We start from the raw sequence: 16,399 nt of genomic DNA on the forward strand, positions 1-16,399 counted from the left end.
AGTCTGCGCAAGTGACCCGCTCCTCTAGAGGGGTGGACAAACGGATGGCCGGTAATATTTCACATGTCATCTGTCACGGGGAAGGGGTGGCGCCCAGTTCCCGGCGTAGGAAGGCGAGTTCCTGCACGGCGACCTGCTCCAGCACCCCGTCCGGCGTCATGTGGCTCACCCCGGGCAGCGCCAGCACGGAGTGCTCCCGGCCCGCCCTGGTCAGCGCCTCGGACAGCAGCAGGGTGTGCGAGGGGTGCACGTTGTCGTCCGCCAGGCCGTGGATCAGCAGCAGCGGACGGCTCAGCCCCGGCGCGTCGTCGATCAGGCAGTCCGCCGCGTACCCGGCCGGGTTGTCCTGCGGCAGGCCGAGGTAGCGCTCGGTGTACGCGGTGTCGTACCGCCGGAAGTCGGTCGGCGGGGCGCCCGCGCTGGCCGCGTGGAACACGTCCGGGCGGCGCAGCACCGCGAGCGCCGCGAGGTAGCCGCCGTACGACCAGCCGCGCACGCCGACCCGCCGCAGGTCCAGATCGGGGTGGGCGGCGCCGAGCGCCTGCAGGGCGGCCACCTGGTCGTCCAGCGCGACCTGCGAGAAGCGGCGGAAGATCGCCCGGGTGAAGTCCGGCGAGACGAACGGGGTGCCCCGGTTGTCCACCGTCACCACGGCGAAGCCCTGGTCGGCCCACCACTGCTTGAACTGCCAGCGGCGCGGCTCGTTGGCGACCACCTGGAAGCCCGGGCCGCCGTACACGTCCAGCAGCACCGGCAGCTTGCGGCCGCTCCGGTGCCCCTGCGGGTACAGCACCGCCGTGGGCAGGCCGAGTTCGGTCACCCGGGCCAGCAACGGCCGCGGGCGGTAGGGGAGTTCGGCCGCCAGGTCGGGAAGGTCGGTGCGGCCCGCGGCCGTTCGCAGCTCGCGGCGGACGCCGTCCGGCGAGGCCGAGGTCAGCAGCAGCGCGTCCCCGGCGTGGGCGGCCACCGCGTGCACGCCCGCGCCCCCGGTGAGCTTCTCCAGCGCGCCGGTGTCCGGGTCGAGCAGGAAGACGTGCTGGTCGGCCGGGTCGCCGTCGCCCGCCTCGATCAGCAGCCGGCCGTCGCGCCACGGGCCGACCACCCGGCGCACCTGCAGGCGCTCGTCGGTGAGGATCTTGCCGTCCAGCGCGACCCCGCGGGCGGCCGGGGTGTCGGCGGAGGTCAGCACCCGGCCGTCGGCCAGCCGCAGCGGGGTGCCGGGCAGCGGGTCGACCCAGAACTCGTCCTCGGTGCGGCTCAGTTCGCGGGTCGCGCCGGTGGCCGGATCGGCGCTCAGCAGCAGCACGTTCTGCTGCAGCCGGTCCGCGACGGTCAGCAGGATCTCGCCGTCGCCCTCCCAGCCCGCCGCCGTCAGGTACGGGAACTGCTCGGCGTCCCAGCGCAGTCGCGTCGCCGCGCCGCCCGGGCGCAGCACCCACAGCTGGACGTCCGCGTTCGGGCCGCCGGCCTGCGGGTAGGCGAAGGACTCGGCGGCCCGCTCCGGGTGCGCCGGGTCGGCGAAGTGCCGCAGCGGCAGCGCGGACTCGTCGACCCGGGCGGCCAGCACGGCGGTGCCGTCCGGCGCCCACCAGTGGCCGCGCAGCCGGCCCAGCTCCTCCTGGGCGGCGAACTCGGCCACGCCCCACAGCGCGCCGTCCGCCGGGCTGATCCGGCCGCCCGGGGTCAGGTGCAGCGCCCCGTCGGCGACGTACGCGACCACCGAGCCGTCGGCGTTCGGGCGGGGGTCGAACGCCGGTGCCGCCACCGGGAGTTCGGTGCTGGTGCCGGTGGCGGTGTCGCACCGGAAGACCCGGCCGTCCAGGGCGAAGACGGCCTGTGCGAGGTCGTCGGTGGCGGCGAAGGAGCCGATGCCGGGCGCCCACAGCCGGATCCGCTCGCGCAGTCGGCGCTCCAGCGGCGGCAGCGCCGAGGCGGCGCCGGTGCGCCCCGGGACGAGGGCCGCCGGGTCGGCCACCAGTCGCTCCCGGCCGGTGGCCGGGTCGTACATCCAGAGGCGCTCGACCGGGTCGGTGGCGCCGGTGGAGCGCAGGAACAGGGCGCGGCTCGCGTCGGCGGCGAGGGTGACCGCGCGGGGGGAACCGTAGCCGAAACGGCCGGTGGCGGCGCTCAGCGCGAGGTAGGGGTCGGTGTGAGTCACCCGCCGATGGTTGCCGTGCCGGGTCCGGTTCGGCTAGAAGTATGCAGTGTGAAATGTCACACAGCATTCGGAGGATGGAGATGAAGGATCCGGGGAACCCGCGCACGGCACCGGCCCGGCCGACGGCCCACGGCGACTGGGCCGGCGGCGCCACCGGCACCGACCGGCCCGGCGGCACCACCACCGGCACCGACCGGCCCGCCCCGCTGCGCGGCGGCAGCGCCCTGTTCACCCTCGACCCGGGCACCGCCCACCTCAACCACGGCTCCTACGGCGCCCTGCCCGTCCCCGTCCAGCGCCGCCAGGCCGAGCTGCGCGCCGAGATGGAGAGCGACCCCGACGGCTTCTTCCTCGACGCCCCCGACCGGATCGCCCGCGCCCGCGCCGAGATCGCCGCCGCCCTCGGCGGCGACCCCTCCCGGCTCGCCCTGATCAGCAACGTCACCGAGGGCGTCGCCGTCGCCCTCGACTCGATCCCGCTCGGCGAACGCGACCAGGTCCTGGTCACCGACCACGGCTACGGCGTGGTCACCCGCGCCGCCGAACGCCGCGCCGCCGAGGCCGGGGCCGTGGTGCGCTGCGTGCGGATCTCCCCGCACGCCCCCGACGCGGAGGCCGTCGCCGAACGCGTCCTGGCCGCCGTCACCCCGCGCACCAGGGTCGCCGTCCTCGACCTGGTCACCTCGCCCACCGCCCGCGCCGTCGCCACCCCCGCGCTGCTCGCCGAACTGCGCTCCCGCGGCGTCACCACCGTGGTCGACGCCGCCCACGCCCCCGGCGCCCTCCCGGTCGACCTCGGCGGCGCGGCGGGCGGCGCCGACTTCTGGGTCGGCAACCTGCACAAGTGGGCCTTCGCCCCGCGCGCCGCCGCCGTCCTCGCCGTCGAACGCTCCTGGCGCCCCCGGGTGCGCCCGCTGACCTACTCGTGGGAGCACGACCGCGGCTTCCCCCGGCGGGTCGAGTGGCGCGGCACCTTCGACTACACCCCCTGGCTGGCCGCCCCCGCCGGACTCGCCCTGCTCGACCGGATCGGCGCCGACCGACTGCGCGCCCACAACGACGCGTTGGCCGCCCACGGCCGGCGCCTGCTGGTCGAACGGGCCGGACTGCGGGCGCTGCCGGAACTGCCCGGCCTGGGCATGCGCGCCGTCCGGCTGCCGCCCGGCGTCGCCGAGCGGGAGCACGCCGCGAAGGCCCTGATGGTGGCCGTCCGCCGTGCCCTGAACACCCGGATCGCGGTCCGCCCCTGGCAGGGCGGCGGCATCCTGCGGATCAGCGCCCAGCTCTACAACCGCCCCGAGGAGTACCTGCGGCTGGCCGACGGCCTGGCCGGGCTGATCACCCGGTAGCGGGGGCGCATCGAGCGGCGGAGCGACCATCACGAGGCGTCCGACGGCGGCTGCTGCAAGTACTACGCGGGGCCGGTCAAGCTCAGAGTGCCGGGCGCCCGGCACCTGGCACCCGGCCGTCCGGTCGCGGGTCGAAGATGGCTGAAAATACTTTCAGCAACTTGCGCAAGATTTTGGAGTCGGTGCAGGGTTCGGGCCATGAAGAACTCACCCTCCCTCCGCCGCGCACCCCGCCCCCTCGTCCTCGCCGTCGTCGCCGCGACCGGCCTGCTGCTCCCGCTCGCCGCCGCCCCGTCCGCCTCGGCCGCCGAAAGCACTGAGGGCACCGCCCCTCCGGCGTGCGTCCAGTACTACTCCAGCTGGCGCTACACCCAGGTCGCCAACGGCTGCGACACGGCCGTCAGCGTCACCGTCCAGTACACCGACGGCCAGAGCGCACCCTGCCTGACCCTCCAGGCCGGGGAGTGGGGCACCTTCGCCGGTTACGGCACGAACATGAACTACGTGACCGGCCTGCTGACCTGCTGACCCGCTGACCCGCTGACCTGCTGACCCGCCGAACGGGTTGCCCGCGCGTGTCCCGCCGCCGCCGTCCGCGCCGCCGGTGCGAGGGTGGAGAGCCCGTGCGCGGGCACCCCGGCGGGCCGGTGTCCGGGAGGGTCGACGGGCCGCGAAGGATTGTGGAGGTGGGCCAGTGCCCCGGGTGCCGCTGCTGTCCCTGCGCGGGATCACCAAGCACTACGGCGTGGTCAGGGCCCTCGACGCGGTCGACCTCCGGGTGGAGCGCGGCCAGGTGCTCGGCCTGGTCGGCGACAGCGGGGCGGGCAAGAGCACCCTGGTCAAGGTCGTCTCCGGGGCCGCGCCCGCGGACGCGGGGCACACCGAGTGGCAGGGCCGCCCGGTCGTCCTGCGCCGACCCGCCGACGCCCAGCGGCTCGGCATCGCCACCGTCTACCAGGAGCAGTCGCTCGTCGACCGGCTGGACACCGTGGCCAACCTGTACCTCGGCCGCGAGCTGCGCCGGTTCGGGGTACTCCGCGAGATCGAAATGGAGAAACGTTCCTGTGCGCTGCTGGAGCGGCTCTCCATCAACCTCCCCAGCGTCCGGACCCCGGTGGGGACGTTCACCATGGACCAGCGGCAGTCGGTCTCCATCGCCCGGGCCGTGCTCACCGAGCCCGACCTGCTGCTCCTCGACGAGCCGGCCGCCGCGCTCACCGTGGAGCAGACCGTCCGGGTGCTCGGCCTGATCCGCCGCCTGCGGGACGAGGGCCGCGCCGTGATCGTGGTCAGCCACAACCTGGACGACGTCCAGGCCGTCGCCGACCGGATCGCCGTCCTCCGGCTGGGCCGCAACAACGGCCTGTTCGAGGCCCGGTACACCAGCCAGGAACAGCTCGCCGCCGCCATCAGCGGCGGCCACCCGCTCGCCGTCACCCTCCAGCGCAGCCTGCTGCCCCGCGACCTGCCCGAGCACGAGGCCGTCGAGGCCGCCCACCGCTACCTGCCCGCGCACGCCGGGGTCGGCGGCGACTGGTACGACGTCATCCCGCTCTCCGGCGCCCGGGTCGCCCTGGTCGTCGGCGACGTGGTCGGCCACGGCCTGCACGCCGCCGCCACCATGGGCCGACTGCGCACCGCCGTGCGGAACTTCGCGATGCTCGACCTGCCCCCCGACGAACTGCTCACCCACCTCGACGCGGTGGTCGCCCAGATCGACGAGGAGGAGACGGCGGGCGGCCGGGAGGGCGCGATCATCGGCGCGACCTGCCTCTACGCGATCTACGACCCGGTCTCCCGCCGCTGCCAGCTCGCCCGCGCCGGACACCTCCCGCTCGTCCTGGTCCGCCCCGACGGCACGGTCGACATCCCCGACACCCCGGCCGGACCGCCGCTCGGCCTGCGCGGGCTGCCCTTCACCACCGTGGAGCTCGACATCCCCGAGGGGAGCCAACTCGTCCTCTACACCGACGGGTTGGTGGAATCCCGCACCGAGGACATCGACGTCGGCCTGGACCGGCTGCGGGCGGCCCTCGCCCACCCCGGGCGCACGCCCGAGCAGACCTGCCGGGCCGTCCTGGAGGCGATGCTGCCCACCGACTCGGCCGACGACGTGGCCCTGCTCGTCGCGCGCACCCGGGCCGTGCCCGCGGACCGGACCGTCGAGTGGGAGGTCCCCTCCGACCCCGCGGCCGTCGCCGCCGTCCGCGCCGCGGCCACCGCCGAGCTGCGCCGCTGGGGCCTGGAGGAGCTGGAGACCGGCACCGAGCTGATCCTCAGCGAGCTGGTCACCAACGCCGTCCGCTACGGGGCCGCCCCGGTCCGGGTGCGCCTGCTGTACGGGCGGACCCTGATCTGCCAGGTCGCGGACGCCAGCAGCACCTCGCCCCGGGTCCGGCTCGCCGCCGCCACCGACGAGGGCGGGCGCGGACTGTTCCTGGTCGGACAGATCGCCCAGCGCTGGGGCACCAGGTACACCGAGGACGGCAAGGTCATCTGGGCCGAGCAGAAGCTCCCCTGAGCGCGTTCAGCGGGCGGCGCGGAGCTCCTCCAGCAGCATGCCCTGGTCGGCGAGCAGTTCGGTGAGTATCCGCCGGGCCGTCCGCAGCAGCTCGGCGACGTCCGCGCCCGCCAGGGCGTACACCACCGTCGACCCCTCGCGGGTCGCGGTCACCAGGCCGGAGCGGCGCAGGATGGCGAGCTGCTGGGAGAGGCTCGACGGCTCGATGTCGAACTCGGGCAGCAGGTCGCGCACCGGGGTCGGTCCGGCCTGGAGCAGTTCGAGCACCCGGATTCGCACCGGGTGGCCGAGCATCCGGAAGAACTCGGCCTTGGCCTGGTAGAGCGGTACGGGCATGCTTCCTCCCCTTTTCCGGCGGCACGCGGGCCGCCGTCCCGCGCTCAGACCTCCAGCGTCGACTCGATCCGCTTCAACTGGTGCCGGGCCATCGCCAGGTTGGACCGGGTGCGGTTGAGCGCGAGGTACAGGAACAGGCCGCGCCCGCTGGACGTGGTGAGCGGCCGGATCAGGTGGTACTGGCCGGTCAGGGTGACCAGGATGTCCTCGATGCCGTCGTCGTGGAGGTTGAGCATTTCCATCGCCCGCATCTTGGCACGGACGAGGTCCGTGTTGGCGGCCGCGGCGACGTTCAGGTCGAGCTCGCCGCCGTCCCCGAGGGTGCCGAGCGCCATGCCGCTGCCGTAGTCCACCAGGGCGACCCCGATGGCGCCTTCGATGGTCATGGCTTCCTTGAGCGCGGTTTCGAGGTTGGCCATCGCCTGTCTCCTGTCGTGGCTGTGATCGGTTCGGCACGACTGTAGGAACGGGATCGCACTGCGGCCGAGTGTTGATCGGAATCTTTCTTTTCTGGTCCGATCACGGCCGATCGATGTCGGTTCACCAACCACATGAAGACATTTGCAATTCGGGATGTGAGCAGTTCACGCGTACGCGATTCCTGCAGCCGCGGGACGGGAACGCGGCGGGAGAGCGGCCCGGGACGCGCGGACCCCGCCGGGCCCACCCGTCCTGAGCCGGGCATGCCACCTGCGAAACTGCCGGAAAAGTCTGATGTTGATGTCACTCCGGACGGGTAATCTCAGGCTGAGATGCTCGATCACCACACCCCACGCACCCGCTGCGCCCCGTCGCCGTCCCAGGCCACGGCCCCGCAGCCGCAGGCGTCGCCGTCTGCGTTCTCGTCCAGCCACACCCACGGGAAGAACAGGTGACGCCAGTGCCTACCAGCCCCATGCCCGAAGAGCAGCTCAGCCCCGCCGAGCGGTACGCCGCCTCGCGCGAGCGCGCCAGGGAACAGGCCACCGCCTTCCACGGCTTCCAGCAGTTGTACGACTTCCCGCTCGACGACTTCCAGGTCCGCGCCTGCCGGACGCTGGAGGAGGGCAAGGGCGTCCTGGTCGCCGCGCCGACCGGCTCCGGCAAGACCATCGTCGGCGAGTTCGCCGTCCACCTGGCGCTGGCCGGCGGCCGCAAGTGCTTCTACACCACGCCGATCAAGGCGCTGTCGAACCAGAAGTACGGAGACCTGGTCAAGCGCTACGGCCAGGCCAAGGTCGGCCTGCTCACCGGCGACAACTCCGTCAACGGGGACGCGCCGGTCGTCGTGATGACCACCGAGGTCCTGCGCAACATGCTGTACGCGGGCTCCAGCGCCCTCGACGGCCTCGGCTACGTGGTGATGGACGAGGTGCACTACCTCGCCGACCGCTTCCGCGGCGCCGTCTGGGAGGAGGTCATCATCCACCTCCCCGAGTCGGTGACGCTGGTGTCGCTCTCCGCGACCGTCTCCAACGCCGAGGAGTTCGGCGACTGGCTGGACACCGTCCGCGGCGGCACCGAGGTGATCGTCTCCGAGCACCGCCCCGTCCCGCTCTGGCAGCACGTGATGGCCGGCAACCGGATGTACGACCTGTTCGCCAGCCCCGACCGGGACGGCCGCCCCAAGGGCAGCCTGAAGAACCCCGCCAAGGCCGTCAACCCCGAACTCGTCCGCCTCGCCCGCTCCGAGGCCGACCGCGGCCGCGACCGGTTCGCCCGCGGCCGCGGCCGCTCGATGCCCACCGGCCGCCCCGGCCGGGTCTGGACGCCGGGCCGGGTCGACGTCATCGACCGGCTCGACGCCGAGGGCCTGCTCCCCGCCATCACCTTCATCTTCAGCCGGGCCGGCTGCGAGGCCGCCGTGCAGCAGTGCCTCAACTCCGGCCTGCGCCTGAACCGGGACGCCGACCGCTCCAAGGTCCGCCAGTTCGTCGAGGAGCGCTGCCGCGACATCCCCGACGAGGACCTGCACGTCCTCGGCTACTACGAGTGGCTGGACGGCCTGGAGCGCGGCATCGCCGCCCACCACGCCGGGATGCTGCCCCGGTTCAAGGAGGTCGTCGAGGAGCTGTTCGTCCAGGGCCTGGTCAAGGCGGTCTTCGCCACCGAGACGCTCGCCCTCGGCATCAACATGCCCGCCCGCTCGGTGGTCATGGAGAAGCTCGTCAAGTGGAACGGCGAGACCCACGCCGACATCACCCCAGGCGAGTACACCCAGCTCACCGGCCGGGCCGGCCGCCGCGGCATCGACATCGAGGGCCACGCCGTCGTCCTGTGGCAGCGCGGGCTCGACCCCGAGGCGCTGGCCGGCCTGGCCGGCACCCGCACCTACCCGCTCAAGTCCTCCTTCCGCCCCTCGTACAACATGGCCGTCAACCTGGTCGGCCAGTTCGGGCGGCACCGCTCCCGCGAACTGCTGGAGACCTCCTTCGCGCAGTTCCAGGCCGACCGCTCGGTCGTCGGCATCGCCCGGCAGGTGCAGCGCAACGAGGAGGGCCTGGAGGGCTACCGCGAGTCGATGACCTGCCACCTCGGCGACTTCGACGAGTACATGCGGCTGCGCCGCGAACTCAAGGACCGCGAGAACGAACTCGCCCGCGAAGGCACCACCCAGCGCCGCGCCGCCGCGATCGAAGCGATCGAGCAGCTCAAGCCCGGCGACATCATCCACGTCCCGACCGGCAAGTTCGCCGGGCTCGCCCTCGTCCTCGACCCCGGGCTGCCCCCCGTCAGCCGCAACGGGCACGGCCGCGGCGGCCCCAGGCACCCCGACTTCCAGGACGGGCCGCGCCCCGTGGTGCTCACCGCCGAACGCCAGGTCAAGCGCCTCGCGATGATCGACTTCCCGCACCCCGTCGCCGCGATGGACCGGATGCGCATCCCCAAGTCCTTCAACCCGCGCAGCCCGCAGTCCCGCCGCGACCTCGCCTCCGCGCTGCGCACCAAGGCCGGCCACCTCGAACCCGAGCGCTTCCGCAAGGGCCGCGCCGCCGCCGCCGACGACCCCGAGATCAGCCGCCTGCGCACCGCCCTGCGCCAGCACCCCTGCCACGGCTGCGACGAGCGCGAGGACCACGCCCGCTGGTCCGAGCGCTACCACCGCCTGCACCGCGACACCGAACTCCTCGAACGCCGGATGCGCTCGCGCACCCACACCATCTCCCGCACTTTCGACCGGGTCTGCGGCCTGCTCACCGACCTCGGCTACCTGCAGGGCGACACCGTCACCGGCGACGGCAAGCGCCTCGCCCGGCTCTACGGCGAACTCGACCTGCTCGCCTCCGAGTGCATCCGCGAGGGCGTCTGGAACGGCCTCGCCGCCGCCGAACTCGCCGCCTGCGCCTCGGCGTTGGTCTACGAGGCCCGGCAGTCCGACGACGCGGTCGCCCCGCGCGTCCCCGAGGGCGGTGCCAAGGACGCCCTCGGCAAGATGATCCGGATCTGGGGCAGGCTCGACGACCTGGAGGAGCAGCACAAGATCTCCACCGCCGAGGGTGTCGGCCAGCGCGAACCCGACCTCGGCTTCGCCTGGACCGCCTACCGCTGGGCCCTCGGCCACGACCTCGACGCCGTCCTGCGCGACGCCGACATGCCCGCGGGCGACTTCGTCCGCTGGACGAAGCAGCTCATCGACGTCCTCGGCCAGATCCAGGACGCGGCGGGTGACAACGCGGAGCTCCGCAAGACCGCCCGCAAGGCGGTGGACGGGATGCGGCGCGGCATCATCGCGTACTCGTCGGTGGGGTGAGACCCGTCGGGCCCGACCGCTCCGGTGGAGGGAGCGGTCGGGCCCGGTGCGTCGTCCCGTCAGACGCCGGTCGTTGCGGCGTGCTCGTCGACGCGGGCCCGCACCCGGGCGAGGAACGCCCGGACCTGCGGGCCGGGCAGGGGCAGCGCGGCGGCGCGGGGGCGTTCGAAGCTGCGGACGGCGGCCTCGATCAGCGGACGGAAGTCCTCCTCCGCGGCGGCGACCCGCCGGGCCGCGTCGCGCTTGGCGAACCAGCGTCCGGTGCGGCAGTAGGCCACGGAGCGGCAGCCGTTGAGGACCCGGTTGTCGGCCAGGTGCCCCTCGCCGTCGTCGTGCTCGCGCACCGAGGCCCGGATCGCCGGGTACAGCTCCGCCGGTCGGGGCGCCGCGATCACCTCCGGTGCGGGCGGGCCGTACAGCGCGATCCCGTCCTGGTGGGCCACGGAGCGGTCGATGACGTACCAGAACGAGGGTGCCCCGGCCGGGTCGAAGGCGGCCCGGCCCGGTAGCTCGGCGCCGGTGTTGAGGTCCAGCAGGTAGCCCGCCTCCCCGGACGGGACGCGGGCGAACTCCGCCGCGTAGACGACCAGTTCCAGCCCTGCCGCCGGGCACGGCAGCCGCCGGTGGTCGAGGGCGGCGGCCAGCTCCCGCAGGACCGCGGCCGGCGGCTGGCCCTCCAGGACGACCGTGACGTCGACGTCACTGCGGCCGTGCCGGTAGTCGCCGAGCGCGAGGGAGCCGACCGCGACCACTCCGGTCAGCCGGGGGCCGCACACCGCGTGCGTGCGGCGGACGAGCTCCGCCAGGTAGGGCCGCACCTCGGCGGGAACGGCACGGAGCGGCTCGGTCGGTGCGTCCATCCGGCCAGTATGGGACATCCCGACGGCGGTGAGGGCGCGGAACCCCGCCGCGTCGACGAACTGCGCTCACGGCAACGCGGTCGGTTGCCCGCGGGGCGTGCTCAGGTGCTGGGTGCTGGGTGCTGGGTCGGTGGGTTGGTGGGGTGGTGGGCGGTGACGGTTCGATGGCGGGCGAAGTGTGCCGGGTGTTGGGTCGGTGGGTGGTGACGGTTCGACGGCGGGCGAAGTGTGCCGGGCGTGCTCAGGTGCGCGGCGCCGGGCCGGTGGAGTCGCGGACGATGAGTTCGGTGGCGAGTTCCACGTGCAGGGCTTCGACGGCGGTGCCCTCCAGGAGGCGGAGGAGGAGGCTGACGGCGAGGCCGCCGAGTTCTTCGAGGGGTTGGCGGACGGTGGTGAGGGTGGGGACGGAGGTGCGGCTGAGGTGGTCGTCGTCGAAGCCGACGACGGAGAGGTCGGCGGGGACGCGGAGGGCGCGGTCGTGGGCGGCGCGGAGGGCGCCGATGGCGGCCTTGTCGTTGAAGGCGACCAGCGCGGTGGGGCGTTCGGGGAGGTCGAGGAGGCGGCCGGCGGCGGTGTGGCCCCAGTCGCTGGTGGGTTCGATGCTGGTGACGAGTTCCGGGGGGATGAGGACGCCGGCCTCGGCGAGGGCGGCGGTGTGCCCGGCGAAGCGGGAGGTGGAGGCGAGCCAGTCCTCGGGGCCGTTGATGAAGCCGATCCGGCGGTGGCCGAGGGCGACCAGGTGGGCGGTGAGGTTGCGGGCGCCGGTGAAGTGGGAGGCGGAGACGGCGGCGATGTCGCGGGGGACGGGGGTGCGGGGGTCGACGACGACGAACGGGAAGTCCTGGCGGCGCAGTTGCTCCAGCTCCGCGCCGTCCTCGACGGGGAGGATGAGCAGCGCTCCGGCGAGGTCGCGGCGGCGGGGGAGTCCGGCGAGCGCCCCGTTGTGCTGGGCGGAGCTGCCCGCGCTGAGGATCAGTTCCCGGCCGTGCCGGTCGAGCGCTTCGGCGACGGCGGTGACGATGGTGCCGAAGTAGTCGGTGAGCAGGTAGGGGCAGCGGACGAACACCGCGCCCGGCCGGGCGGCGCGCCGGGGGGCGGCGGGCTCGGGGGAGCCGAGCCGTTCCATCGCGGTGCGGACGGCGGCTCTGGTCTCCTCGGCGACGGCGGCCTGCCCGGTCAGGACGCGGGAGACGGTCGCGGGAGACACCCCGGCGGCGGCCGCGATCTCCCGGACGGTGACCCGCGTCGACTTCGGCCTACCCATGTGTTTCATCGTTTCGTTTCATGGAGGCGATCATACAACTCCCAACTCGCAAGGGATGCACGAACCTTGACAGCGGGAAAGCGGGTGCCGTTTCCTGAACGCACGCAGATGTGTCAGAAATGTTTCATTTTGTTTCATGAAGGCAGAGCGAGAGGACCCCGATGTACCGACGCGTGCTCGGCGCCGCCACGGCCGCCGCCCTGACCCTGGGCCTGGCGGGCGCCGCCCCGGCGCCCCCGCACCGGCCCGCCGCCCCCGGGGTCGAGGTCTGGGTCACCACCCCGGACGGGACCGAACTGCTGCACCAACGCCCGTCGGTGGCGTTCCACCCGGGTGCGTCCACCCGCACCACCGTCACCGTCGACCCGGGGCAGACCTTCCAGCGGATGGACGGCTTCGGCGCCTCGGTCACCGACTCCTCCGCCGCCGTCCTGAGCGCCCTGCCCCCGGCCGACCGGGACGCCGCGCTGCGCCGCCTCTTCGACCCGGCCGAGGGCATCGGCATCAGCATGGTGCGCCAGCCCGTCGGCTCCTCCGACTTCACGGCCGCCGCCGCCCACTACACCTACGACGACGTCCCGGCCGGGCAGAGCGACTTCGCACTGAGCCGGTTCTCGATCGCCCACGACGAGCAGCAGATCCTGCCGCTGCTGCGCCGGGCCCGGAGCCTGAACCCGGAGCTGAAGGTGGTGGCGACGCCGTGGAGCCCGCCCGCCTGGATGAAGACCGGCGACTCGCTGCTGGAGGGCAAGCTCAAGGACGACCCGGCGGTCTACGACGCGTACGCCCGCTACCTGGTGAAGTTCGTGCAGGCGTACGCGGCGGCGGGCGTCCCGGTGGACTACCTGACGGTGCAGAACGAGCCGCAGAACCGCAAGCCCAACGCGTACCCGGGCACCGACCTGACCGCCGAGCAGGAGGAGAAGGTGGTCGAGGCGCTCGGGCCGCTGCTGGCGAAGGCCAGCCCGCGCACCAAGATCCTCGGCTACGACCACAACTGGGCCACCCACCCGGACGACGTCCGCAACACCCCGCCCGGCGAGGACCCGGAGACCGACTACCCGTACCGGCTGCTGGACAGCGACGCCGCCAAGTGGCTGGCCGGGACGGCCTACCACTGCTACGCGGGCGACCCGTCCGCGCAGAGCGCGCTGCACGAGGCGCACCCGGACAAGGGCATCTGGTTCACCGAGTGCTCGGGCTCGCACGGCCCGGACGACACCGCGGCGCAGACCTTCCGCGGGACGCTGACCTGGCACGCCCGGAACCTGACCGTCGGCGCGACCCGCAACTGGGCCAAGTCGGTGCTGAACTGGAACATCGCGCTGGACGAGCACGACGGCCCGCACAACGGCGGCTGCGGCACCTGCACCGCGCTGCTGACCGTGCACGGAGACGGCGGCGTGAGCACCGGCGCCGAGTACTACACCATCGGCCACCTGTCGAAGTTCGTCCGTCCTGGCGCCGTCCGGATCGCCAGCACCAGCTTCGGAACGCCGGCTGGAACGGGCAGTTGACCGACGTCGCGTTCACCGACCCGGACGGGTCGACCGTGCTGGTGGTGCACAACGAGAACGACGCGCCGCGGGACTTCGCCGTCGCGGTCGGCGGGCAGAGCTTCGAGTACACCCTGCCCGGCGGGGCGCTCGCCACCTTCCGCTGGCCCAAGTCCGGTGCGCCGAAGGCCGATCGGCGCGAGGTGCCGCTCACCGGGGCCACCGCCACCGCCCAGCCGGCCGCCGCCGACGCCCGCGCGGCGATCGACGCGGACGGCTCCACCCGCTGGAGCACCGGGCAGGCCCAGGCCCCCGGCCAGTACCTGCAGATCGACCTCGGGCGGCGCACCGCCTTCGACCGGATCGCCCTCGACAGCGGCGACAACCTCGGTGACTACGCCCGCGGTTGGCGGATCGAGAGCAGCGAGGACGGCGCCGCGTGGCACCCGCTGGCCACCGGCACCGGCACCGGCCAGCTGACCACCGTCGACCTGCCGCACAGCACCCGGGCCCGCTACCTGCGGATCACCAACACCGCTGCCGCACCCGGCTGGTGGAGCCTCGCGGACGTCCGCCTCTACCGCTGACCCAGCCCCGTCCCACCCCCCACCCCCACCCCCCCACGAGGAGCAGTCCATGCACGGACCGCACCGCCCCACCCGGATCGCCGTGGCCCTCGCGCTGGCCGCCGCGGGCCTGGCCACCGTCGGCAGCACGGCCGCCGGGGCCGCCGACACCACCGCACAGGTCTGGATCACCACCGCCGACGGCGGCAGTCGCCTGGCCCAGGCCGCCGCCGTCCCGTTCTCCGCCACCTCCCCGCAGGCGCAGGACATCGCGGTCAACGCGGCCGACGTGCAGCAGCCGCTGGTCGGTTTCGGCGCCGCGTTCACCGAGTCCTCCGCGCACCTGGTGGCGGGCCTGTCCACGACCACCCGGGCCGCCCTGATGAGCGACCTGTTCTCCACCACGGGCGGCGGCATCGGCCTCAACTACCTGCGCCAGCCGCTGGGCGCCTCCGACTTCGTCTCGCACCTGCCGTTCTACTCGTACGAGGACACCAGGGGCTCGTTCTCGATCGCCCGCGACCAGCAGGAGATCCTGCCCGCGATCAACCAGGCCCGCGCCGTCAACCCGAACATCCGGATCATGGGCACCCCGTGGTCGCCGCCCGCCTGGATGAAGACCTCGGGCTCGCTCAACGGCGGCAGCCTGAAGCCGGAGAACTACGGCGACTTCGCCGACTACCTGGTCAAGGCGATCCAGGCGTACGGCGCGGCGGGCGCCCCGATCAGCGACCTGACGGTGGCCAACGAGCCGAAGTTCCAGACCAGTTACCCCTCCACCGGGATGACGGCCGCCCAACAGGCGGACTTCGTCAAGGTGTTGGACGGCAAGCTGACCGCGGCGGGCCTGTCCACCGACCTCTACGCGTACGACCACAACTGGGACGACACCTCCTTCCCGCTGAGCGTGCTCTCCCAGGACGCCTCGGTGGCCCGGCTCAAGGGCGCCGCGTTCCACTGCTACGGCGGCCAGCCCGAGGCCGAGCAGCAGGTCGCGAACACCGGGAAGGCGGTGTTCTTCACCGAGTGCACCGGCACCGACGCGGCCACCCCGGCGCAGACCTTCAGCAGCACGCTGAAGTGGCAGACCGAGAACCTCGTCATCCGCAACCTGCGCAGCGGCGGCCGCACCGCGGTGCTGTGGAACGTCGCGTTGGACTCCAACGGCGGCCCGCAGTACGGCAATTGCTCCACCACCTGCAACGGCGTGCTGGAGGTCAGCGGCGGCACGTACAGCAAGAACGCCGAGTACTACGTGCTCGGCCACGTCTCCAAGTTCGTCAAGCCCGGCGCCCACCGGATCGGCTCCACCAGCCAGGGCAGCGGCGGCCTGCAGGACGTCGCCTTCCTGAACCCGGACGGTTCGCGCGGCGCGGTGGTGCTCAACGCCACCGGCGGCTCCCAGCACTTCTCGATCAGCGACAGCGGGCGCTCCCTGGTCTACGACCTCCCGGCCGGTGCGGTCGCCACCTTCACCTGGCCCGGCGCGCCCAGCGGCGGGAGCACGGGCGGCGGAGGCACCGGCGGTCCGATCGACAGCGCGGCCTGGTACACCCTGGCCAACGCCAACTCCGGCAAGTGCGTGGACGCCACCGGCTGGGGCACCGCCAACGGCACCGCCGTCCAGCAGTGGGCGTGCGGCGGCGGCGCCAACCAGCAGTGGCAGTTCACGCCCACCGACGGCGGCTACTACCGCGTCACCAACCGCAACGCCGCCGCGGCCGCCCAGGTGCTGGACGTCACCGGCGCCGCCACCGCCGACGGGGCCAAGCTCCAGACCTGGCAGTGGTCCTCCGGCGCGAACCAGCAGTTCAAGCCGGTCCAACGGGCCGACGGAGCCTGGACGTTGGTCAACCGCAACAGCGGCAAGTGCCTGGACGTCACCGACGTCTCCACCGCCGACGGCGCCCTCCTCCAGCAGTGGGCCTGCACCGGCGGCCCGGCCCAGTCCTTCCGCCTGACCGCGGTCGGCTGACCGCACCCCCGAGACCGGGGCGGCCGGTTGGTGGACCGGCCCGCCCCACGGGGCGTCCGCCACGGGTGTTGCCTGAGCACCCGCGGCGGGCGCCCCATCGTCGTCGGGAGCAGGCGTACTGATCCGGCGTCAGCCGACACTCCG

12 protein-coding genes are annotated in these 16,399 nt (G+C 73.5%); 7 read left to right on the forward strand and 5 right to left on the reverse strand.

Features of this window, described 5'->3' with window-relative positions:
- Positions 1-73: 73 nt before the first annotated feature.
- Complete coding sequence (locus ACFY00_RS13845) at positions 74-2,158, reverse strand: prolyl oligopeptidase family serine peptidase (protein WP_388030826.1); 2,085 nt, start codon at positions 2,156-2,158, stop codon at positions 74-76.
- A gap of 74 nt (positions 2,159-2,232) precedes the next feature.
- Here ACFY00_RS13845 and ACFY00_RS13850 point away from each other — a divergent pair, with 74 nt between their 5' ends.
- The 3 genes from ACFY00_RS13850 (at position 2,233) to ACFY00_RS13860 (ending at position 6,028) form a co-directional block, all read left to right on the forward strand.
- Positions 2,233-3,507: an aminotransferase class V-fold PLP-dependent enzyme gene (locus tag ACFY00_RS13850; protein WP_388030827.1), complete on the forward strand. Its 1,275-nt coding sequence runs from the start codon at positions 2,233-2,235 to the stop codon at positions 3,505-3,507.
- A 198-nt stretch (positions 3,508-3,705) separates the two neighbouring features.
- On the forward strand, positions 3,706-4,035 hold the full coding sequence (locus ACFY00_RS13855) for an alpha-amylase (RefSeq protein ID WP_388030828.1): 330 nt from the start codon (positions 3,706-3,708) through the stop codon (positions 4,033-4,035).
- 217 nt (positions 4,036-4,252) lie between these two features.
- Entirely contained in the window at positions 4,253-6,028 is a 1,776-nt protein-coding gene (locus ACFY00_RS13860; protein WP_388031088.1) for a SpoIIE family protein phosphatase, read from the forward strand.
- Positions 6,029-6,034: 6 nt separating this feature from the next.
- Here ACFY00_RS13860 and ACFY00_RS13865 read toward each other — a convergent pair whose 3' ends face one another.
- Both ACFY00_RS13865 and ACFY00_RS13870 read right to left on the reverse strand, forming a co-directional pair.
- Positions 6,035-6,364 carry a helix-turn-helix transcriptional regulator gene (locus tag ACFY00_RS13865; RefSeq protein ID WP_176191456.1) on the reverse strand — a complete coding sequence of 110 codons (330 nt, stop codon included), beginning with the start codon at positions 6,362-6,364 and terminating at the stop codon, positions 6,035-6,037.
- Between the two features lie 44 nt (positions 6,365-6,408).
- The gene (locus tag ACFY00_RS13870; protein WP_388030830.1) at positions 6,409-6,783 is read right to left on the reverse strand and encodes a hypothetical protein; all 375 of its coding nucleotides are present in this window, start codon (positions 6,781-6,783) and stop codon (positions 6,409-6,411) included.
- 476 nt (positions 6,784-7,259) lie between these two features.
- On the opposite strand from ACFY00_RS13870, the gene ACFY00_RS13875 reads away from it, so the two are divergent.
- Positions 7,260-10,094 (forward strand): DEAD/DEAH box helicase, encoded by a 2,835-nt coding sequence (locus ACFY00_RS13875; protein ID WP_388031091.1) that lies wholly within the window; start codon positions 7,260-7,262, stop codon positions 10,092-10,094.
- A 59-nt stretch (positions 10,095-10,153) separates the two neighbouring features.
- Here the strand turns inward: ACFY00_RS13875 and ACFY00_RS13880 are convergent, their stop codons facing one another.
- Both ACFY00_RS13880 and ACFY00_RS13885 read right to left on the reverse strand, forming a co-directional pair.
- Positions 10,154-10,954, reverse strand: coding sequence for an aminoglycoside adenylyltransferase domain-containing protein (locus ACFY00_RS13880; protein WP_388030831.1), 801 nt, complete (start codon positions 10,952-10,954; stop codon positions 10,154-10,156).
- A gap of 241 nt (positions 10,955-11,195) precedes the next feature.
- Complete coding sequence (locus tag ACFY00_RS13885) at positions 11,196-12,218, reverse strand: LacI family DNA-binding transcriptional regulator (RefSeq protein ID WP_388030833.1); 1,023 nt, start codon at positions 12,216-12,218, stop codon at positions 11,196-11,198.
- A 161-nt stretch (positions 12,219-12,379) separates the two neighbouring features.
- Here ACFY00_RS13885 and ACFY00_RS13890 point away from each other — a divergent pair, with 161 nt between their 5' ends.
- Genes ACFY00_RS13890 through ACFY00_RS13900 form a run of 3 tightly spaced genes read left to right on the forward strand, consistent with a single transcriptional unit; the run spans position 12,380 to position 16,255 of the window.
- On the forward strand, positions 12,380-13,735 hold the full coding sequence (locus ACFY00_RS13890; RefSeq protein ID WP_388030835.1) for a glycoside hydrolase: 1,356 nt from the start codon (positions 12,380-12,382) through the stop codon (positions 13,733-13,735).
- Positions 13,732-14,301, forward strand: a complete 570-nt coding sequence (locus tag ACFY00_RS13895) for a discoidin domain-containing protein (RefSeq protein ID WP_388030837.1) — start codon at positions 13,732-13,734, stop codon at positions 14,299-14,301. The genes ACFY00_RS13890 and ACFY00_RS13895 overlap by 4 nt, the downstream gene beginning before the upstream one ends.
- 49 nt (positions 14,302-14,350) lie before the next feature.
- Positions 14,351-16,255 (forward strand): RICIN domain-containing protein, encoded by a 1,905-nt coding sequence (locus ACFY00_RS13900; protein WP_388030838.1) that lies wholly within the window; start codon positions 14,351-14,353, stop codon positions 16,253-16,255.
- The last annotated feature ends 144 nt before the right edge of the window (positions 16,256-16,399 follow it).

It is taken from the genome of Kitasatospora sp. NPDC001540 (assembly GCF_042894345.1).
In the GTDB taxonomy this organism is placed as follows: Bacteria; Actinomycetota; Actinomycetes; order Streptomycetales; family Streptomycetaceae; genus Kitasatospora; species Kitasatospora phosalacinea_C.